The sequence below is a fragment of the Streptomyces sp. NPDC048523 genome (assembly GCF_043199815.1).
GTDB lineage: Bacteria > Actinomycetota > Actinomycetes > Streptomycetales > Streptomycetaceae > Streptomyces.
The window spans coordinates 313,294-331,077 of sequence record NZ_JBICWQ010000002.1 but is presented as its reverse complement, the minus strand read 5'-3'; the positions used below and the strand labels follow the sequence as shown (position 1 = coordinate 331,077).

Genomic DNA, 17,784 nt, shown 5'->3' with positions numbered 1-17,784 from the left:
GCTGTTCTCGACCCTAGGGACGGGTGGTTTCTCGGGCGTGACCCATTTGTTTCGCACAAGTTAACCGGACATCGTCGGCCCGGCCCCACCTGTCCGTATCCCGAAACGGTCGCAGTACCGTGGACCCGTGGACAAGAGGGAAGCAATCGGATCATGGCTCTCCGGGCCCCGCGCGGCCGCCGAGGACGCCGGTGTCGACTTCGGATACCGCGGACAGCAGCTCGGCCTGCCGGAGGAGGGACCCGGGTCCATCGCCCGCCCCGGGCGACGGCTCGGCGCACTCGCCGTGGACTGGGCGATGAGCGTCCTGATTGCATCCCGGTTGATCACTCAGAGCTACGGCGACCCGTCGACCTCGAACTGGTCGCTGCTGGTCTTCTTCGTGATGGGCGTCCTCACGGTCGGCACCATCGGTTTCACCCCGGGCAAGCGCCTCTTCGGCCTGCGCGTGGTCGCCCTCGACACCGGACGCGTGCACCCGGCGCGCGCCCTCCTGCGCACGGTCCTGCTCTGCCTCGCCCTCCCGGCCCTGATCTGGGACCGCGACGGCCGGGGCCTGCACGACCGGCTCGCGAAGACCGTGGAAGTGCGGATCTGAGGAGGTCCTCGTCCTCGTCGTGTCCCGACGGCTTTGTCGTGTCCTGACAGCCGCCGCCGCGAACTCGCGCGGCGGCTGACTATGGGTCAGCCGGTCCGGCTCCTAGCGTCGAGCACCCAAGCAACCTCCCCCCGTTGCGAAGGGACACGCCGGACCGATGAAGAGATCCGCCCTGGTCACCGCCCTCACCGCCCTCACCACCGCCGCCCTGCTGGGCGGCGCCCTCGTATCCCAGGCCGCCGCCGAAGCTCCTGCCGCCGCTGACGGCACCGAGGCCGCCGCCTGTATGGCCGCGGACGCCGAGGTCTACACACCCCCCGCGTCCGTCCCCGCCACCCCGGGCACCGTGCTGGCCTGCCGTTCCGTCACGCTGAGTCAGGTGCCGGGCACCATCGCCATGTCCGCGTGGAAGGTTCTCTACAGCTCCACCGACAACCAGGGCCGGCCCGTCGCCGTCTCCGGCACCCTCGCCGTCCCCACGGCGCCCTGGACCGGCCCCGGCCCCCGTCCTGTCGTCGCCTTCCACCCCGGCACCCTCGGTCTAGGCCCCCAGTGCGCGTTCTCCAAGCAGCTCGCCGGGGCCTACCAGGACGAGTACGAGGGCGACAACATCGCGGCCCTGCTCAAGGCCGGGTACGCCGTCGCCGCGACCGACGGTCCCGGCTACCTCGACGGGCAGACGCACCGCTATGTCGCGGGCACCGACTCCGGCCACGCCCTGCTCGACATCGCCCGCGCCGCCCCCGCCGTACCGGGCAGCGGTCTGTCCCGGCAGGCCCGTATCGGCCTGTGGGGCTACTCCGAGGGCGGCGCGGCCAGCCTGTGGGCGGCCCAGCTGGCGGCGGGCTACGCACCCGAGCTCAACGTGGTCGGGGATGCCTCCGGAGGCGTCCCCGGTGATCTGAAGGAGGTGGCGGCCGGGCTCGACGGCAGCGCCTTCTCCGGGTTCCTCGCCGACGCGGCCATCGGCATCCAGGCCGCCCATCCCGCACTGCCCCTCGACTCGCTCCTCAACGACCAGGGCCGGGAGGCAGTGCAGACAGCCAAGGCCGTCTGCGTGGCCGGCACGGTCACCGCCCTCGCGGGCAAGAGCATCAAGGACTTCACCACGGCCGGGCTCACCCTCGACCAGCTCTACCGGCAGCGCGGCAGCGACGGCCGCACCTGGGGGCAGGTCCTGGACGCCCAGAAGCTCGGCGTGAACCTGGGGACCTACAAGATCGCCTTCCCCGTCCTCCAGTACCGCGGCGCCCTCGACGAGGTCATCCCCACCGCCACGGAGGACGCGGTCCGTGCCGCCTACTGCGCCGCGGGCGTGAAGACCGGCTGGAAGATCTACCCCGGCGACCACCTCCTCACCGACAACCAGGCCGTCGGCGACGTCGTCTCCTGGCTCGGCGACCGCTTCGCGGGCAGATCCGCCCGCAACGACTGCTGATCCGCTACGACGATGGGGGCGCCCGGTGTGACACCGGGCGCCCCCATCGTCGTACGAGAGGATTCAGCGGGCCTTGCCGCCGCCCTTCGGCAGCTTCATGCCCTTCGGCATCGGGCCCTTGGGGAGCGGCATGTTGCTCATCAGGTCGCCCAGCGCCCGCAGTCGGTCGTTGGTGGCGGTCACCTGGGGGCCGGTCAGCACGCGCGGCAGCTTGAGCATCGTGGTCCGCACCTTCTTGAGCGGGACCTGGCCCTCGCCCGTGCCGACGAGGATGTCGTGGACCGGCACGTCCGCGACGATACGGTTCATCTTCCGCTTCTCGGCGGCCAGCAGGCCCTTGACCCGGTTCGGGTTGCCCTCGGCGACCAGGACGATGCCGGCCTTGCCGACGGCCCGGTGCACCACGTCCTGGCTGCGGTTCATCGCCACCGCGGGGGTGGTCGTCCAGCCCCGGCCGATGTTGTCCAGTACGGCCGCGGCGGCACCCGGCTGGCCTTCCATCTGCCCGAACGCGGCCCGCTCGGCCCGGCGCCCGAACACGATCGCCGTCCCGAGGAAGGCGAGCAGGACGCCCAGGATGCCGAGGTAGACCGGGTGGCCGATCAGGAAGCCGATGGCGAGAAAGACGCCGAGGATGAGGAGGAAGACACCCGCGAGTACCAGGCCGATCTTCTTGTCGGCCTTGCGGGTCATCTTGTACGTCAGGGCGATCTGCTTCAGTCGCCCGCTGTTCGCGGCATCCGCCGCACTGTCACTTCTCGCCATGCCCCGAAGTCTACGTGGCCCCGCAGACGCCGACGACGGCAGTGTCCGCCCCTCGGAAGGGGCGGCTCAGGAGCTGACGGTGAAGGTCTGGTCCAGCACGCGCTGCACCTCGACCCGGTCCTTGGCGCGACGGCGGTCCTCGAGGACGGAGGTCCAGGCGTTGCGGCGGGCGGTGCGCTGACCGCTGCTCAGGAGCAGCGACTCGACGGCACGCAGTGCAGTGGTGAACGACGGGATGGCGGTGGCGCGAACCGGCGCGGCCTGCATTGAGGTCCCCCCTCGGGATGGCGGCTCGGGTGAGTGATGCACGGGGTGTACAACGAGCGTCACTGATTGGTGTTACCAGGGCGTGACCGGCCGGTCAAACGCCCATGAAGCCTTGATACGCCGCCCGAAAACGCGGACGCGGCCCCGATGACCCCCCTATCTGCGGGGATGTCCGGGACCGCGTCAATCGGCCACTACCGGGTGGTAGTTGCTTGTGCTTGGATTCACACGTTTGGAGTGGCACTCCGTGCCATCCGAAAGTGCTCAGATCATGTTCAGGCGGTGCTCAGACGGCCTGCGAAGCGACGTACGAACCGCGCTTCTCGACCGCCATCTGGTAGAGCCGGCCGGCCCGGTAGGAGGACCGGACGAGAGGTCCGGACATCACGCCGGAGAAGCCGATCTGCTCGGCCTCCTCCTTCAGCTCCACGAACTCCTGCGGCTTGACCCAGCGCTCCACGGGGTGGTGACGCACCGACGGGCGCAGGTACTGCGTGATGGTGATCAGCTCGCAGCCCGCCTCGTGCAGCTGCCGGAGCGCCTCGCTGACCTCCTCGCGGGTCTCGCCCATGCCGAGGATCAGGTTGGACTTGGTCACCAGGCCGAAGTCGCGGGCGTCGGTGATGACCTTCAGGGAGCGCTCGTAGCGGAAGCCGGGGCGGATGCGCTTGAAGATCCGGGGGACCGTCTCGACGTTGTGCGCGAAGACCTCGGGCCGGGACTCGAAGACCTGCTGGAGCAGCTCCGGCACGGCGTTGAAGTCGGGAGCGAGCAGCTCGACCTTGGTGCGGCCGGCCTCACGGCCCGCGGTCTGCTCGTGGATCTGCCGGACCGTCTCGGCGTACAGCCAGGCGCCGCCGTCCTCCAGGTCGTCGCGGGCGACGCCGGTGATGGTGGCGTAGTTCAGGTCCATGGTGACCACGGACTCGCCGACGCGGCGCGGCTCGTCACGGTCCAGGGCCTCGGGCTTGCCGGTGTCGATCTGGCAGAAGTCGCAACGCCGGGTGCACTGGTCGCCGCCGATGAGGAAGGTCGCCTCGCGGTCCTCCCAGCACTCGTAGATGTTGGGACAGCCGGCTTCCTGGCAGACCGTGTGCAGGCCCTCGCTCTTCACGAGCTTCTGCATGGCGGTGTACTCGGGACCCATTTTCGCCCGGGTCTTGATCCACTCGGGCTTGCGCTCGATGGGGGTCTGGGCGTTACGGACCTCCAGGCGCAGCATCTTGCGTCCGTCGGGTGCGACTGCGGACACGACCGGCTCCCTAGCGATTGATTCTTCGGCGTGCTCAAGGGTACGCCCGTGGATTTGAAAGCCCGCGGCCTGTCTCAGGCCGCAGGTGTCTTCTCGATCACCCTCGGCTTCAGCTCCGCGTTCTCCAGTACGTCCCTCAGGTGCCGCTCGACGACCGGCAGGACCTCGTCGATGGTCACGTCCCGGCCGAGTTCGCTCGCGAGGGAGGCGACGCCCGCGTCCCGGATCCCGCACGGGATGATCCGGTCGAACCACTTGTTGTCCGGGTTCACGTTCAGCGAGAAGCCGTGCATGGTGACGCCCTTGGCGACGCGGATGCCGATCGCCGCGATCTTGCGGTCCTCCCGGCGCTGGCCGGCGTTGGAGGGGGCGTACTCCGGGCCGTTCAGGCGCGGGTCGAACTCCTCGTCGGTGAGGCGGGGGTCGAAGTCCAGGGAGAGCCCGCCGATCGCCGGACGCTGCTCGACCGGGTCGCCGAGCACCCATACGCCGCTGCGGCCCTCGACCCGGGTGGTCTCGAGGCCGAACTCCGCGCAGGTGCGGATCAGGGCCTCCTCCAGGCGCCGTACGTGCGCCACCACGTCCACCGGACGCGGGAGCTTCTGGATCGGGTAGCCCACCAGCTGGCCCGGACCGTGCCAGGTGATCTTGCCGCCGCGGTCCACGTCGATGACCGGGGTGCCGTCCAGGGGGCGCTCGTTGTCCGCGGTGCGCCGGCCCGCCGTATACACAGGGGGGTGTTCGAGCAGCAGGACCGTGTCGGGGATCTCGTCCTCGAAGCGCGCCGCGTGCACCCTGCGCTGCTCGTCCCAGGCTTCCTGGTACTCGACCGCGTCCGCACCGAAGCCCATACGGACGAACCGCAACCCACTCACGGCAAGCGCCTCCCTAGAAGGTCGTAAGGCACGAAGGGTGCCCACGCCACTGTACGTCCGGCCCGCGGGCGTCAGCCCCGGGGGCAATCCTCACACGATCGGATGAACGAACGTCGAAGTGTGCGATCGTCTGCTCACTCTCCGCTACATTCGCCGTTCGCGCAGGCCATAAGGGCTGCTCACAGGCAATCCGGGCACCACGTGACCACGTGACGGCCCGAAAGGCAGGAGACCGCACCGCAGATGACGGAACGACCCGCGCAGCGCACTCCCAACCGACAGCTCGCCGCGCTCATCGCAGAAGCGGGGTTCTCCAACGCGGGTCTCGCCCGACGCGTGGACCAGCTCGGTCTCGAACACGGGCTGGATCTCAGATACGACAAGACCTCCGTGACCCGGTGGCTGCGCGGACAGCAGCCCCGGGGCACCACACCCGCCCTCATCGCCGAGGTCTTCACCCGCCGGCTCGGACGGCGGCTCTCCGCGCAGGACCTCGGCCTCGACGCCTGCGCACCCGTCTACGCCGGGCTCGAGTTCGCCGCGGGCCCCGAGGAGGCCGTCGACATCGTCAGCGGCCTGTGGCGCAAGGACTCCGGCAGTCACGCCGAACTCCGCAAGATCGCCTTCACGCCGGCCGGGCTGGTCGTCCCCAGCCGCGACTGGCTGATCGGCCGCCCCGACGACCGGGTCGCCCGCGGCGAGCCTCCCATCCGGGTCCCTCCCCAAGGGCGCCCGGTGGTGCCCCGGCAGCGCGGCCACGCCGAACGAGGACCCGGCCAGAAGGTCACCGGGGGCGACATCGCGGCGCTCGCCTCGGTCGGCGAGCTCTTCCGCACCCTCGACGACCAGTACGGCGGCGGCCACGCCCGGCAGGCCCTGGTCCGCTACCTGGAGCACGAGTGCGAGCCGATGCTGCGCGGCACCTACGGCGAGACCACCGGACGCAGACTGTTCGCCGCGGCGGCGGACCTGACCCGGCTCGCGGGCTGGACCTCGTACGACATCGCCGCGCACGGACTCGCACAGCGGTACTTCGTGCAGGCGTTGCGGCTCGCGCAGGCCGCGGGGGACCGGGGGTACGGGGCGTATGTGCTGGTCACGATGAGCCGGCAGGCCGTGTATCTGGGGCACGGCCGGGAGGCGACCCAGCTCGCGCGAGTGGCCCAGCAGGGCGTCGGTACGACGGCCCCGCCGGTCGTGCAGGCGCTGCTGCACTCGGCCGAGGCGCGGGGGCACGGGGTGCTGGGGGAGGTGCGGGCGTGCACGGGGTCGCTGGTCCGCGCGGAACGGGCCCTGGAGGCGGCGCGGCCCGGCGACGAGGTCCCCCACTGGGCACGGTTCTTCGACGAGGCGCAGCTGGCCGACGAGTTCGGGCACTGCCACCGGGACCTGCAGCAGTTCCGGGCGGCGGCGCAACACGCCGAGCGCTCCCTGCAGTTGCGCGCGCCGGCGTATGCGCGGAGTCGGCTGTTCTGCCGGGTGGTGCTGGCCTCTGCGAGGCTGGGGCTGGGGGAGTTGGACCAGGCCTGTTCGCTGGCCGCGGAGGCCGCGGGGCAGGCGGCGGAGATGCGGTCGGTGCGGGCGGTGGAGTATGTGCGGGACTTCGAGCGGCGGTTGGAGCCGTACAAGGATGCGGCGCCGGTTCGGAGTTACCGGGACAAGGTCGCTGCGCTGGGATAGGGGCCGCCTCGCCGTGACTTCGACTGTCCGGTGGCGGGTGCGGCGCCATCGTGGCTCGTCGCGCAGTTCCCCGCGCCCCTGAAGGGGCGCGGGTGGGCCGTCACGCTGCCTGAGCCGTAGGAATCGGGTCTGCTCGGTGCATTGAGCCCGCTGCGCCCAGGTCCTTCAGGATTGCCGTCGTTGCGCGGTGGGCCGAATGCAATGCCCCCTGGACCGTGCTCGTGTCGCGGTGGTCGCCGCAGACGTACAGGCCGGCCAGGAGGCGGACCGGGCGGCGCAGGTCGTGGGGGGCGGGCATGGCCGGGACCGCGTCCCGGGTGTGGTGGACCGCGAGGGTCTCCCAGCGGTGGGTGGGGGTGCCGTACAGGCGGGCCAGATGGGTGCGGACGGCCGTTTCCAGATCCGCCGGAGGGGTGCCCAGGACCGTCGAGGAGATCAGGGCCCGGCCCGAGGGAGCCCGGCTCGGGTCGACCTCGCTGATCACCGCCGTGTGGGCCACCGGGCCGCCCCGGTCGGCGTCGAGCAGCAGCGCGGAACCCGTGCGGGGCGGGTCGTCCGTCGTGTGGTGGACGACCGTCACCGGGTGGAAGTCCGGCACCCGCAACCCCGGCAACAGCTCCGCCGCGGTGCGCGCGTCCGTCGCCAGCAGCACCGCCCGGCATCGGATCTCGCCGTGCTCGGCCGTGGTCACCGAGGTCGTCGCGACGGACGTGACCCGCACTCCCGTGTGCACGGTCCCCGCCGGCAGGGTCTGGGCGAGCAGCTCCGGAAGCGTCTCCGCGCCCCCCTCCGGCACACACAGCCGCCCGCCCGCGAAGGCCCGCAGCGCCAGGTCGGCGCACCGGCTGGACGTCGTCAGCGCGGGGTCGCACAGCAGCGCGGCGAGCAGCGGACGCAGGAACCCGTCGACGGTGCGCGCGGGCAGCCCCCGGGCCGCGAGTGCCTGCCCGGCGGGCAGGTCGGGACGGGCGAGGAGACGTTCGACCGGCACGTTGGCGAACCGGGTGAGGGCGGCACCGAGCCGGGCCTGATCGACGGCACCGCCGAGCGGCGCGACTCCTCGGGCCACCCGGGACGCCGTCCCCTGACCGGCACCCGGCAGCACCCGGAACGCGGCCCGCCGGAATGCGGCCCTCCGGGACGCGGCCACCAGCCCCGGTCCCGGCACCCCCCGAGGGGCGCTCGCCAGGGCGCGTACCGCACGCAGTGCGCCCCTCGCGCTCCGGGCGCCCGCCGGAGCGTCCACCCGGTGGTGGCGCCCGTCTCCGTGCAGCAGGACCCCCGGCGCGAACGGGCGCAGGACCAGCCCGTCGAGCCCGGGGGTCAGGCGTAGTTCGGGATACGCCGTGGACAGCAACTGTCCGATCCTGTCGAGCCGGAAGCCGTCGACCTTCTCGGTCGACATGCGGCCGCCCACGCAGGGGGCGGCCTCCACCACCGCGACGCTCACTCCTTGGCTGGTCAGCCGATGTGCCGCGGAGAGTCCGGCGACCCCGGCTCCCACGATCACGACGTCCGCCTGGTACGCGGGCTCAAGCACGTGCCCCTCCTCGAGGTTGCGCGGCCGGTGGGAACGTCATGCCCCCAACAGGCTCCGGGGATACCCGAGTTCGGGTCGAGGGTAGGGCCGCGACCGGTCAGGAACAGTCGCGCATCAGCAGAGCACGGTCGCACACCGGTCGCATGTCGTCACGGACGGTCGCCGAGGATGTCGTACGGCCGCACGCGGCCCGGCGCGTTTCTCAGGCCGCCCGGATCGCGCCCTCGATGTCCGGGAACGCGAACGTGAACCCCGACTCCAGCAGTCGCCTCGGCCGCACCCGTGCGCTGCCCAGCACGTCCCCGGCCATCTCGCCGAGCGCGGCCCGCAGGACCGGCGCGGGGACGGTGAAAAGCGTCGGCCGGTGCAGCACGCGGCCCATGGCCTCGGTGATCTCACGGTTCGTCCGGGGCTCCGGGGCGGTGAGGTTGAAGGGTCCGGACAGCCCGTCGGTCTCCAGGAGGTGGCGGATCGCGGCGACCTCGTCGTGCAGCGCGATGAACGACCAGTACTGACCGCCGTCGCCCATCCGCCCGCCGAGCCCCGCCTTGAACAGCGGGAACAGCCTGCCCCAGGCCCCGCCGCCGCGGCCCACCACCAGGCCGGTGCGGGTGAACGCGGTCCGTACGCCCGCCTGTTGCGCGGGTGCGGCGGCCGCCTCCCACTCCACGCACACTTCGGGCAGGAAGCCCTGGCCGGCCGGCGAGTCCTCGTCGACGATCCGGTCGCCGGTCTCGCCGTAGTACCCCATCGCGCTGCCGTTCACGAAGACCCGCGGGGGCTCGTCCAGGGCGGCGACGGCCCGGGCGAGGGCGGTCGTGCCGTTCACCCGGCTGTCGCGGATCCGCTTCTTGTACTCCTCGGTCCAGCGCCGCGAACCGACCCCCGCACCGGCGAGGTTGACCACGGCGTCGCATCCGGCGAGCCCGGCCGTGTCGACCCGTCCGGCCTCGGGGTCCCAGCGGACCTCGCTGCCGTCCCGGGGCTCCCGGCGCACCAGCCGCACCACCTCGTGCCCGTCCGCGGTGAGGGAACCCACCAGGGCCGAGCCGATCAGTCCGGACGCCCCGGCCACCGCGATTCTTGAATGTTCCATGATCTCATCCTGCCTGGTGGGTGCGTAAGAGCGATGTCTGGTTCCGGTTGTCCCGCCGTAGGGTGGCGGTCATGTCCGAGCTGTCCATACGCCGTGCCCTCCCCGACGACGAAGAGGAGCTGGCCCGTCTCGACCGTGCGACCTGGTCGCCCCTGCACGCGGTCTCGCCGCAGCAGCAGCCTCCCTACCGGCCGTTCTTCGGCGAGCACCACGGTCCCGACGACTGCCTGGTCGCCGAGGCCGACCGCCGCATCCTGGGATACGTCCTTCTCGGTTTCCCGACGCCGGTCGAAGCGAACGCCCATGTACGCCAGATCCAGGGCCTGGCCGTCAGCGAGGAGGCCCGGGGCCGGGGCGTCGGCCGTGCCCTGATCCGCGCGGTCACGGACGAGGCCCGCCGCCGGGGCGCCCGCCGTCTCACCCTGCGCGTCCTCGGCCACAACACCCCGGCCCGCACGCTCTACGAGTCCGAGGGCTTCACGGTCGAGGGCGTGCTGCCCGAGGAGTTCCTGCTGGCCGGGGAGTACGTCGACGACGTACTCATGGGGCGCCGACTCTGAGGACCTGGTCGGCCGGCGCGGTCGTAGGAGATCAGGAAGAGGACGGGCACGGGTGCCTCCGGAGTGCCGTGCGGGACCGTGGCCCCATCATCCGGGAGCCGGCCGCGCTATGACGTGACCAGTTCGCCCGTGTCCACCGGTGACGTGGCGTCCGCCGCCTTCTGGGCGTCGCCCGCGACCTCGTCGGCCGTCAGGACGTAGCCCGTCTCGTTGTCGGAGGTGGAGCGGGCGAACACCACGCCGTAGACCTTGCCGGTGGTGGTCAGCAGAGGGCCGCCGGAGTTGCCGGGGCGGACGGTGGAGCGGATCGAGTAGATCTCGCGGGTCACGGTGGCGTCGCTGTAGATGTTCTGCCCGGTCGCCTTCACCCGGTTGGCGACCGTGGCCGCCTGCAGGTTCAGGTCGCCGTCCTGCGGATAGCCCGCGACCACCGCGGAGTCGCCGCGCGCGGCGCCCTGGTCGAAGCGCAGCACCGGTGCGCGCAGATCCGGGACGAACAGCACGGCCACGTCCCGGTCCGGGTCGAACAGCACCACCCGTGCCTCGTACACCTGTCCGACCCCGCCGATCCGGACGCCGGGGGCGTCGATGCCGGCCACCACGTGGGCGTTGGTCATCACGTGCTGCGGCGCGTACACGAAGCCGCTGCCCTCGCGGCCCTGGGTGCCGGAGGCGCCCTCGATCTTGACGGTGCTGAGCTTGGCGGCGTTGGTGGCGGCGGCCGTGACGCTGTCGCCGGTGGGCCTCGCGACCTCGGCCGTCGACTCGTTCTCGAACGGGTTGAAGACCTGCGGGAAGCCCGCCTCGGTGAGGGCGGAGGTGGCCCGGGAGAACCAGTTCGGCGTGGTCTCCGGCATGGAGTCCTGGACGGCGCCGAGCAGGGCGGAGTCCCGGATGGCCGTGGTGACCAGCGGGGACGAGGACGCACCCAGGACGCTCGCGGCGACCCAGGCGACGATGAGCACGGCCACGGAGTTGGCGGCGGCCCCGCCGACGCCGTCGGCGACTCTCAGCGGGCCCTGGTCCAGCTCCCGGCGCAGCCTGAGCGCCAGGCGTCCGGCCAGCTCGTGCCCCACGGCGGCCGGGACCAGCACGGTCGCCACCGCGGTCACCGTCGCGGCCGTACTCCCCGGTGTCACCAGGTCCATCATCCACGGCAGCACCCACACGCCCACGACCGCGCCGCCCACGAAACCGGCGAACGAGACACAGCCGGCCACCAGGCCGCGCCGGTAGCCGGAGGCCGCATAGGCGGCGATCACCAGCAACAGCAGGATGTCCAGCACGTCCACGGAGCCGCCCTTCTCTCTCGGAACCTTCAGTACGCAGGCGAGGCGTCCAGTGATCAGCTACACGCACGCGTGGCCGGTTCCCGGCGGTACGCGTGCGTGCACCTGGAAAAACGTCGCGGACCCGGACGATGGTTCCACCGCGTGGCACAGCACACATCGCGGGCGGGGCGAATACGTCCGACAGTGGGAGCATGCGTGTCCGAAGATCGCGGGGACCGCGAAGACGGCGGGCGCCCCGAATACGCCACGCGAGCCGCATAGGTCTCGCGATCCGCAAAGCCCTGCCCTCCGGCCGCGCCCCGGCCGCACCGTCAGACGCGCCCCCCTCCGTGACTCCCACGCCTGCGGCCCGTTCCGCGACGCCGACTGCCGACCCCGCCGAGCAGCCGGCCCCGCCCTCGGACGCACCCCGCTCGGCGAGCCCATGGTCCGGCCCCCAGCCAACGGCCTCCGACCGACATACGGCCCAGCCGGCCCGGCCCCCGTCGCCTGCCGGCCCCGCCGAGCGGGCGGCGTCGCAGGGACCTGCGGCCTCGGACGCCCCGCCCTCCGGGGGCTCTGCGGAGCGGGCGCTTCCTTCGGGGCCCGTGACACCGGGGGGATCACCCTCCGTACAGCCCGCGAACCCCGCGTCCGTCGACCAGTTCTCACCCCCCGTTCCACCCGCCCCCCACCCCCTCCTCGCCTGTCTCCCCGGCCTCGCCGTCGTCCTCGTTCTGGTGCTGTGTGTCACCGGTATCGAGGACGCGGTCTCCGTCCGGTCCGCGCGGAGTGGGGCGGTGGCCCGGCAGAAGACCGTGACGCACGCCGCGAGCAGGCCGCACATCGTGCCGAGGTCGGTGTGGGCCGTCGACGGGGAGGCGAACACCGCCGCCCGTACGCCGCCGCCCCCGGACTACGACGACAAGGTCCTCGCGGTCTTCGTGCACCACACCGACTCGCCCAACGACTACGACTGCGCCGACGCGCCCCGCATCATCCGCTACCTGGCCGCCGGCCAGACCGGCGCCCGGGACTGGGACGACATCGGCTACAACTTCCTCGTCGACCGCTGCGGCACCATCTACGAGGGCCGTGCGGGCGGCGTCGACCGTCCCGTCACCGGCGCCCACACCCTCGGCTTCAACCACCGCACGGCCGGCATCGCCGCCCTCGGCACCTTCACCGCGGGCGTCACCGTCCCGCGGGCGATGACCGACGCGATCGCCGCCCTGGTCGCCTGGAAGCTCGGCCTCGCCGGCATCGACCCGCGCAGCACCGTCCGTCTCACCTCCAGCAACAGCGCCAGCCGCTACACCGCCGGCACCACCGCGGCGCTGCCCGCCCTCGCGGGCCACGGCGCCGCCTACATGACGACCTGTCCCGGCGCGGCGCTGAGAGCCCTGCTGCCCGAGATCAGACGGCGGGCGGCCCGCCTCCAGGGCAGGACGTGACCCGTCGGGTCGGCGAGCTCTCACAGGGTTCTCGTAGGCCACTCAAGGATCACGCCGAAACAGCCGCCCTATGGTCATGCACACGCACTGACGGAGGTGGGGAAGAAATGAACAGCAGTCACATGAGCACCCTGAGCAGCAGGACCCGCGGCCCCTGGGCGGTCGTCTGCGCCGTCGTCGCCGTGGTCCTCGGCCCGGCCGCCGTCACCGCGTCCGCGCTCGACCAGGCCAACGCGGCCCCGATGCACCATGCGGTGAAGGCCGACCAGACGCAGGCGTACATCCCGACGGACACGACCCGGCGCAGGGCCGGCACGGCGGCCTGAACGCAGCACGAGCGGTGTGACGGGAACTCAGCCCCTGAACCGCTCCCACAGCTTGGGATACCGCTCCGCCAGCACCCGGTCGCTCTCCAGGTCGATCGGCGCGCCGAGCGGCTCGGAGGCCGCGGGCGGGATGCCGAGGTCGGGAGCGACGGTACCGGTGAGCTGCTCATAGGCCTCGTCGGCCGCGTAGCCCAGTTCCTCGCCGTCGCCGTCGATCTCCTCGTCGAAGTCGGCCAGCAGGTCGGCGAGCGAGTCGGGGTCGTGCACCGCGCCCTCGTACACCTCACGGCCCTGGCCGATCAGCCAGCACCGGAAGAAGTCGAAGGCGTCGTCGCTCGCCCCGTCCAGCAGGATCCAGGCGGCGCCCCACAGGTCCCAGGTGTACGCGCGGTTGAAGCGGGCCTCGAAGTGACGGGCGAAGTCGAGGACCATGTCCGGGTCCAGCGCCAGCAGCCGCTCCACGAGCAGGTCGGCCTGTTCCTCGGGGTCGCCCTCGGCGGCCTCGCGGGTGGCGTCCACCAGCTCCCAGAACTCCGTCTCGTCCATCACGGGTCCAGCATCGGGCCTGGAAGGGTGCGGCGCACGTGGAGTGCGGCGGATTGTTATGTCCCGAACAGGGTCTTCACGTCCTGTACAGCCTCCCCAGACGTACGGCGTCCCCCGCGAACCGCGCCCGCAGGCTCTCCGGGGCCAGCACCTCCACCTCCGGCCCCAGTGACGCGAGCTGCGCGTGGGCGACCTCCTCGGACTCCACCGGGAGGGTCACCGTCACCCACCCGTCGCCGTCCGGCGGCCCGGCCGCCGCCAGCACCTCCCGGGCCGCGGCGGGATCGACGGCGTACGGCAGTCCGCGCGCCCCCGCCCCGGACAGCCGTACGACGACCTCGGCCCGCAGGATCGAGCGCGCGAACTGTTCGGCGCGCTCCGCCCAGAAGCCGGGCAGGTCGAACTCCTCGTCGCGCTCGAAGCGGGCCTCGCCGGCCGTCACCGCCGTGAAACGGTCGATTCGGTACACCCGGAAGGAACCGCCGTCCGGGATCCGTGCGCACAGATACCAGACGCCCGCCTTGAGCACGAGCCCGTACGGCTCGAGGTCACGCTCCACCTCGCCCTCCCGGCCGCGGTAGCGCGCGTCGACCCGTCTGTCGTCCCACACCGCGTCGGCGACGGCGGGCAGCAGCTCGGGGGACTTCGGCTCGGTGAACCAGTTGGGCGCGTCGAGATGGAAACGCTGAGCGGCCGTACGGGAGGCGTCGCTGAGGGAGGGGAGCAGCGCGGCGGACACCTTCAGCCGGGCGGCGGAGGCGGCGTCCTCCAGCCCCATCTCGCGCAGCGCCCCCGGCACCCCGGACAGGAACAGCGCCTCGGCCTCGCTGCGCGCCAGCCCGGTCAGCCGGGTCCGGTACCCGCCGATCAGTCGGTACCCGCCGGCCCGCCCCCGGTCGGCGTAGACCGGAACCCCGGCCTCCGACAACGCCTGCGCGTCCCGCGTCACCGTCCGCTCCGACACCTCCAGCTCGCGCGCCAGGTCGGCGGCGGTCATGGAGGACCGGGACTGGAGCAACAGCACCATCTTGATGAGCCGGGCAGCACGCATACGGCCATGATGCCGGGGCCCACTGACAGCGAAGGGGCACGGCGGCAGCCGTACCCCTTCACCGAAAACATCGAAGCGAAAGCATCGAAGCTAAAGCATCGAAGTCCAGGCGCTTACAGCCCGTACTTCTCCCGCGCTTCCTTCACCGCCGTCGCCTTGACCTCGCCGCGGCGGGCCAGCTGGGCCAGGGCCGCGACGACGACCGACTCGGCGTCGACACCGAAGTGGCGGCGGGCGCCCTCGCGGGTGTCGGAGAGGCCGAAGCCGTCCGCGCCGAGCGAGGACCAGTCCTGCTCGACCCACTGCGCGATCTGGTCGGGGACCTGGCGCATGTAGTCGGAGACCGCGAGCACCGGACCCTCGGCACCGTGCAGCGCCTGACGGACGTACGGGATCCGCTCCTCGCCGCGCAGCAGGCCGGCGTCGGCCTCCAACGCGTCGCGGCGCAGCTCCGTCCAGGAGGTGGCGGACCAGACATCGGCCGCCACGCCCCACTCCTCGGCCAGCATCCGCTGCGCCTTCAGGACCCAGTGGATCGCCGTGCCGGAGCCGAGCAGCTGGATGCGGGGGGCGTTCGCGACCGGGGAAAGTCCCGCGGACTCCGCCGTGTTGAAGCGGTACAGGCCCTTGACGATGCCCTCGTCGACACCGAGGCCGGACGGCTTGGCGGGCTGCGGGAGCGGCTCGTTGTAGACCGTCAGGTAGTAGAAGACGTTCGGGTCCTCGCCGGGGGCCGCCTCGCCGTACATGCGGCGGATGCCGTCGCGCACGATCGTGGCGACCTCGTAGGCGAACGCCGGGTCGTACGTCAGCGCCGCCGGGTTCGTCGCCGCGATCACCGGCGAGTGCCCGTCCGCGTGCTGCAGTCCCTCGCCCGTCAGCGTCGTACGGCCCGCCGTGGCGCCGACGAGGAAGCCGCGGCCCAGCTGGTCGCCGAGCTGCCACATCTGGTCGGCCGTGCGCTGCCAGCCGAACATCGAGTAGAAGATGTAGAACGGGATCATCGCCTCGCCGTGCGTCGCGTACGACGTCGAAGCGGCGATGAAGTCGGCCATCGAACCGGCCTCGGTGATCCCCTCGTTGAGGATCTGGCCGTTGGTGGCCTCCTTGTAGTACATCAGCTGGTCGCGGTCGACCGGCTCGTACGTCTGGCCCTTGGGGGAGTAGATCCCGAGCGACGGGAACAGCGACTCCATGCCGAAGGTGCGCGCCTCGTCGGGGACGATCGGCACCCAGCGCCTGCCGGTCTCCTTGTCGCGGACCAGGTCCTTGATGAGCCGTACGAAGGCCATCGTCGTCGCGACGTTCTGCGTACCCGAGCCCTTGTCGAAGGAGGCGAACGTCTTCTCCGCCGGGGCCGGCAGCGGGGCCACCGGGTGCACTCGGCGGGCCGGCGCGGGACCACCGAGAGCGGCCCGGCGCTCCTGGAGGTAGCGGACCTCGGGGGAGTCGGCGCCCGGGTGGCCGTAGGGCACCACGCCGTCGACGAAGTCGCTGTCCTTGATGGGCAGTTCGAGCAGGTCGCGCATGGTCTTGAACTCGTCCACCGTCAGCTTCTTCATCTGGTGGTTGGCGTTCTTCGACGCGAAGCCCTCGCCGAGGGTGTGGCCCTTGACCGTCTGGGCCAGGATCACGGTCGGCGCGCCCTTGAACTCGACGGCGGCCTTGTAGGCGGCGTACACCTTGCGCGCCTCGTGGCCACCGCGGGAGAGGTGGAAACACTCGAGGATCTTGTCGTCGGACAGCAGCTTCGCCATCTCGACGAGCGCCGGGTCCTTGCCGAAGAAGTCCTGGCGGATGTAGGCGGCGTCGCGCGTCTGGTACGTCTGCACCTGCGCGTCGGGTACCTCGCGGAGCCGTCGTACGAGCGCGCCCGTGGTGTCGAGCTGGAAGAGCTCGTCCCAGGCGTTGCCCCACAGCGACTTCACGACGTTCCAGCCGGCGCCGCGGAACTGGGCCTCCAGCTCCTGCACGATCTTGAAGTTCGCGCGGACCGGGCCGTCGAGACGCTGGAGGTTGCAGTTGATGACGAAGGTGAGGTTGTCGAGGCCCTCACGGGAGGCCAGTGCGAGTGCCGCCGTGGACTCGGGCTCGTCCATCTCGCCGTCGCCGAGGAAGGCCCAGACGTGGGACTGCGAGACGTCCTTGATGCCGCGGGCCGTCAGGTAGCGGTTGAAGCGCGCCTGGTAGATCGCGGAGAGCGGGCCGAGGCCCATCGACACCGTCGGGAACTCCCACAGCCAGGGCAGGCGGCGGGGGTGCGGGTACGACGGGAGGCCGTCGCCGCCCGACTCGCGGCGGAAGTTGTCGAGGTGGTGCTCGGTCAGCCGGCCGTCGAGGAAGGCGCGGGCGTAGATGCCGGGGGAGGCGTGGCCCTGGATGTAGAGCTGGTCGCCGGACCCGTCGGCCTCCTTGCCCTTGAAGAAGTGGTTGAAGCCGGTCTCGTAGAGCCAGGCCGCGGAGGCGAAGGTGGCGATGTGGCCGCCGACGCCGTATTTGGAGCCGCGGGTGACCATCGCGGCCGCGTTCCAGCGGTTCCACGCGGTGATGCGGGCCTCCATCGCCGGGTCACCGGGCAGGCCCGGCTCGGCGGCGGTGGGGATGGTGTTGACGTAGTCGGTCTCGAGGAGCTTCGGCAGCGCGATGCCGTTGCCCTCCGCCCTCTCCAGCGTGCGGCGCATCAGGTACGCGGCACGGTGCGGGCCGGCCGCCTTGGCGACCGCGTCCAGGGAGGCCTGCCATTCGGCGGTCTCCTCGGGGTCCCGGTCGGGGAGCTGGTCGAGCTCGCTGGCCTGGATGGCATTGGGGTCGGTCATGTCGCCGCCTTCCTCAGTCGAAGGGGGTTCCCTCATCGGTAAGGGTTCGGGGGTGCCCTTTGTCTTTGGCAGGACAGGGCGGAGGGCCCCGGTAAGGGCCCGTCGGCGACTCTAACTTGCTGATCGATGATCGATCAAAGGGTTGAGAGGCAAAACTTCTCGATGACGAGAAAGTAGGCACGGGGTGCCTCCGGCGGTGGCACCGGGTGACTGTGGAGCCGCGGGTTTTTGCAGGTCGGAGGCCGTCTG

Annotated in this window: 16 protein-coding genes; 6 read left to right on the top strand and 10 right to left on the bottom strand. The window is 71.7% G+C overall.

The features are described from left to right. Positions 1-127 precede the first annotated feature (127 nt). Positions 128-598 carry an RDD family protein gene (locus ACGFWE_RS10450; RefSeq protein ID WP_352383075.1) on the top strand — a complete coding sequence of 157 codons (471 nt, stop codon included), beginning with the start codon at positions 128-130 and terminating at the stop codon, positions 596-598. Positions 599-755: 157 nt separating this feature from the next. Then, the gene (locus ACGFWE_RS10445) at positions 756-2,036 is read left to right on the top strand and encodes a lipase family protein (protein ID WP_352383073.1); all 1,281 of its coding nucleotides are present in this window, start codon (positions 756-758) and stop codon (positions 2,034-2,036) included. 63 nt (positions 2,037-2,099) lie between these two features. Here ACGFWE_RS10445 and ACGFWE_RS10440 read toward each other — a convergent pair whose 3' ends face one another. The 4 genes from ACGFWE_RS10440 to lipB form a co-directional block, all read right to left on the bottom strand. Further along, complete coding sequence (locus ACGFWE_RS10440; RefSeq protein WP_352383071.1) at positions 2,100-2,801, bottom strand: DUF4191 domain-containing protein; 702 nt, start codon at positions 2,799-2,801, stop codon at positions 2,100-2,102. Positions 2,802-2,867: 66 nt separating this feature from the next. Further along, complete coding sequence (locus tag ACGFWE_RS10435; RefSeq protein ID WP_352383069.1) at positions 2,868-3,068, bottom strand: hypothetical protein; 201 nt, start codon at positions 3,066-3,068, stop codon at positions 2,868-2,870. 286 nt (positions 3,069-3,354) lie between these two features. Beyond that, entirely contained in the window at positions 3,355-4,320 is a 966-nt protein-coding gene (gene lipA, locus ACGFWE_RS10430) for a lipoyl synthase (protein WP_352383067.1), read from the bottom strand. A 74-nt stretch (positions 4,321-4,394) separates the two neighbouring features. Then, entirely contained in the window at positions 4,395-5,195 is an 801-nt protein-coding gene (gene lipB, locus ACGFWE_RS10425) for a lipoyl(octanoyl) transferase LipB (RefSeq protein ID WP_352383065.1), read from the bottom strand. Positions 5,196-5,438: 243 nt separating this feature from the next. On the opposite strand from lipB, the gene ACGFWE_RS10420 reads away from it, so the two are divergent. Then, complete coding sequence (locus ACGFWE_RS10420; RefSeq protein WP_393599270.1) at positions 5,439-6,875, top strand: regulator; 1,437 nt, start codon at positions 5,439-5,441, stop codon at positions 6,873-6,875. 100 nt (positions 6,876-6,975) lie between these two features. On the opposite strand, the gene ACGFWE_RS10415 is transcribed toward ACGFWE_RS10420, so the two are convergent. Together ACGFWE_RS10415 and ACGFWE_RS10410 are read right to left on the bottom strand one after the other, a co-directional pair. Then, a complete protein-coding gene (locus ACGFWE_RS10415) occupies positions 6,976-8,415 on the bottom strand; it encodes an NAD(P)/FAD-dependent oxidoreductase (RefSeq protein WP_352383061.1) in 1,440 nt (479 codons plus the stop codon). Positions 8,416-8,617: 202 nt separating this feature from the next. Further along, the gene (locus ACGFWE_RS10410) at positions 8,618-9,511 is read right to left on the bottom strand and encodes a TIGR01777 family oxidoreductase (protein ID WP_393599268.1); all 894 of its coding nucleotides are present in this window, start codon (positions 9,509-9,511) and stop codon (positions 8,618-8,620) included. 71 nt (positions 9,512-9,582) lie between these two features. Here ACGFWE_RS10410 and ACGFWE_RS10405 point away from each other — a divergent pair, with 71 nt between their 5' ends. Beyond that, complete coding sequence (locus tag ACGFWE_RS10405; RefSeq protein ID WP_352383057.1) at positions 9,583-10,071, top strand: GNAT family N-acetyltransferase; 489 nt, start codon at positions 9,583-9,585, stop codon at positions 10,069-10,071. 107 nt (positions 10,072-10,178) lie between these two features. Here ACGFWE_RS10405 and ACGFWE_RS10400 read toward each other — a convergent pair whose 3' ends face one another. Further along, on the bottom strand, positions 10,179-11,363 hold the full coding sequence (locus tag ACGFWE_RS10400) for a MarP family serine protease (protein ID WP_393599265.1): 1,185 nt from the start codon (positions 11,361-11,363) through the stop codon (positions 10,179-10,181). A 587-nt stretch (positions 11,364-11,950) separates the two neighbouring features. Here ACGFWE_RS10400 and ACGFWE_RS10395 point away from each other — a divergent pair. Next, positions 11,951-12,796 carry a peptidoglycan recognition protein gene (locus ACGFWE_RS10395; protein WP_393599263.1) on the top strand — a complete coding sequence of 282 codons (846 nt, stop codon included), beginning with the start codon at positions 11,951-11,953 and terminating at the stop codon, positions 12,794-12,796. A 107-nt stretch (positions 12,797-12,903) separates the two neighbouring features. After that, positions 12,904-13,122 carry a hypothetical protein gene (locus tag ACGFWE_RS10390; protein WP_352383053.1) on the top strand — a complete coding sequence of 73 codons (219 nt, stop codon included), beginning with the start codon at positions 12,904-12,906 and terminating at the stop codon, positions 13,120-13,122. A gap of 27 nt (positions 13,123-13,149) precedes the next feature. Here the strand turns inward: ACGFWE_RS10390 and ACGFWE_RS10385 are convergent, their stop codons facing one another. From ACGFWE_RS10385 to aceE, 3 genes are all read right to left on the bottom strand, one after another. Then, a complete protein-coding gene (locus tag ACGFWE_RS10385) occupies positions 13,150-13,668 on the bottom strand; it encodes a DUF4240 domain-containing protein (RefSeq protein ID WP_393600186.1) in 519 nt (172 codons plus the stop codon). 76 nt (positions 13,669-13,744) lie between these two features. Beyond that, positions 13,745-14,719, bottom strand: coding sequence for a helix-turn-helix transcriptional regulator (locus ACGFWE_RS10380; RefSeq protein WP_393599261.1), 975 nt, complete (start codon positions 14,717-14,719; stop codon positions 13,745-13,747). 113 nt (positions 14,720-14,832) lie between these two features. After that, complete coding sequence (aceE, locus tag ACGFWE_RS10375; protein ID WP_352383050.1) at positions 14,833-17,535, bottom strand: pyruvate dehydrogenase (acetyl-transferring), homodimeric type; 2,703 nt, start codon at positions 17,533-17,535, stop codon at positions 14,833-14,835. Positions 17,536-17,784 lie beyond the last annotated feature (249 nt).

Bases quoted from the DNA above. Each gene is read 5' to 3' on its own strand.
- ACGFWE_RS10445 (WP_352383073.1), top strand. From the start codon at position 756: ATGAAGAGATCCGCCCTGGTCACCGCCCTCACCGCCCTCACCACCGCC.
- ACGFWE_RS10440 (WP_352383071.1), bottom strand. From the start codon at position 2,801: ATGGCGAGAAGTGACAGTGCGGCGGATGCCGCGAACAGCGGGCGACTG.
- ACGFWE_RS10435 (WP_352383069.1), bottom strand. From the start codon at position 3,068: ATGCAGGCCGCGCCGGTTCGCGCCACCGCCATCCCGTCGTTCACCACT.
- ACGFWE_RS10420 (WP_393599270.1), top strand. From the start codon at position 5,439: ATGACGGAACGACCCGCGCAGCGCACTCCCAACCGACAGCTCGCCGCG.
- ACGFWE_RS10410 (WP_393599268.1), bottom strand. From the start codon at position 9,511: ATGGAACATTCAAGAATCGCGGTGGCCGGGGCGTCCGGACTGATCGGC.
- ACGFWE_RS10405 (WP_352383057.1), top strand. From the start codon at position 9,583: ATGTCCGAGCTGTCCATACGCCGTGCCCTCCCCGACGACGAAGAGGAG.
- ACGFWE_RS10390 (WP_352383053.1), top strand. From the start codon at position 12,904: ATGAACAGCAGTCACATGAGCACCCTGAGCAGCAGGACCCGCGGCCCC.
- ACGFWE_RS10385 (WP_393600186.1), bottom strand. From the start codon at position 13,668: ATGGACGAGACGGAGTTCTGGGAGCTGGTGGACGCCACCCGCGAGGCC.
- ACGFWE_RS10380 (WP_393599261.1), bottom strand. From the start codon at position 14,719: ATGCGTGCTGCCCGGCTCATCAAGATGGTGCTGTTGCTCCAGTCCCGG.
- aceE (WP_352383050.1), bottom strand. From the start codon at position 17,535: ATGACCGACCCCAATGCCATCCAGGCCAGCGAGCTCGACCAGCTCCCC.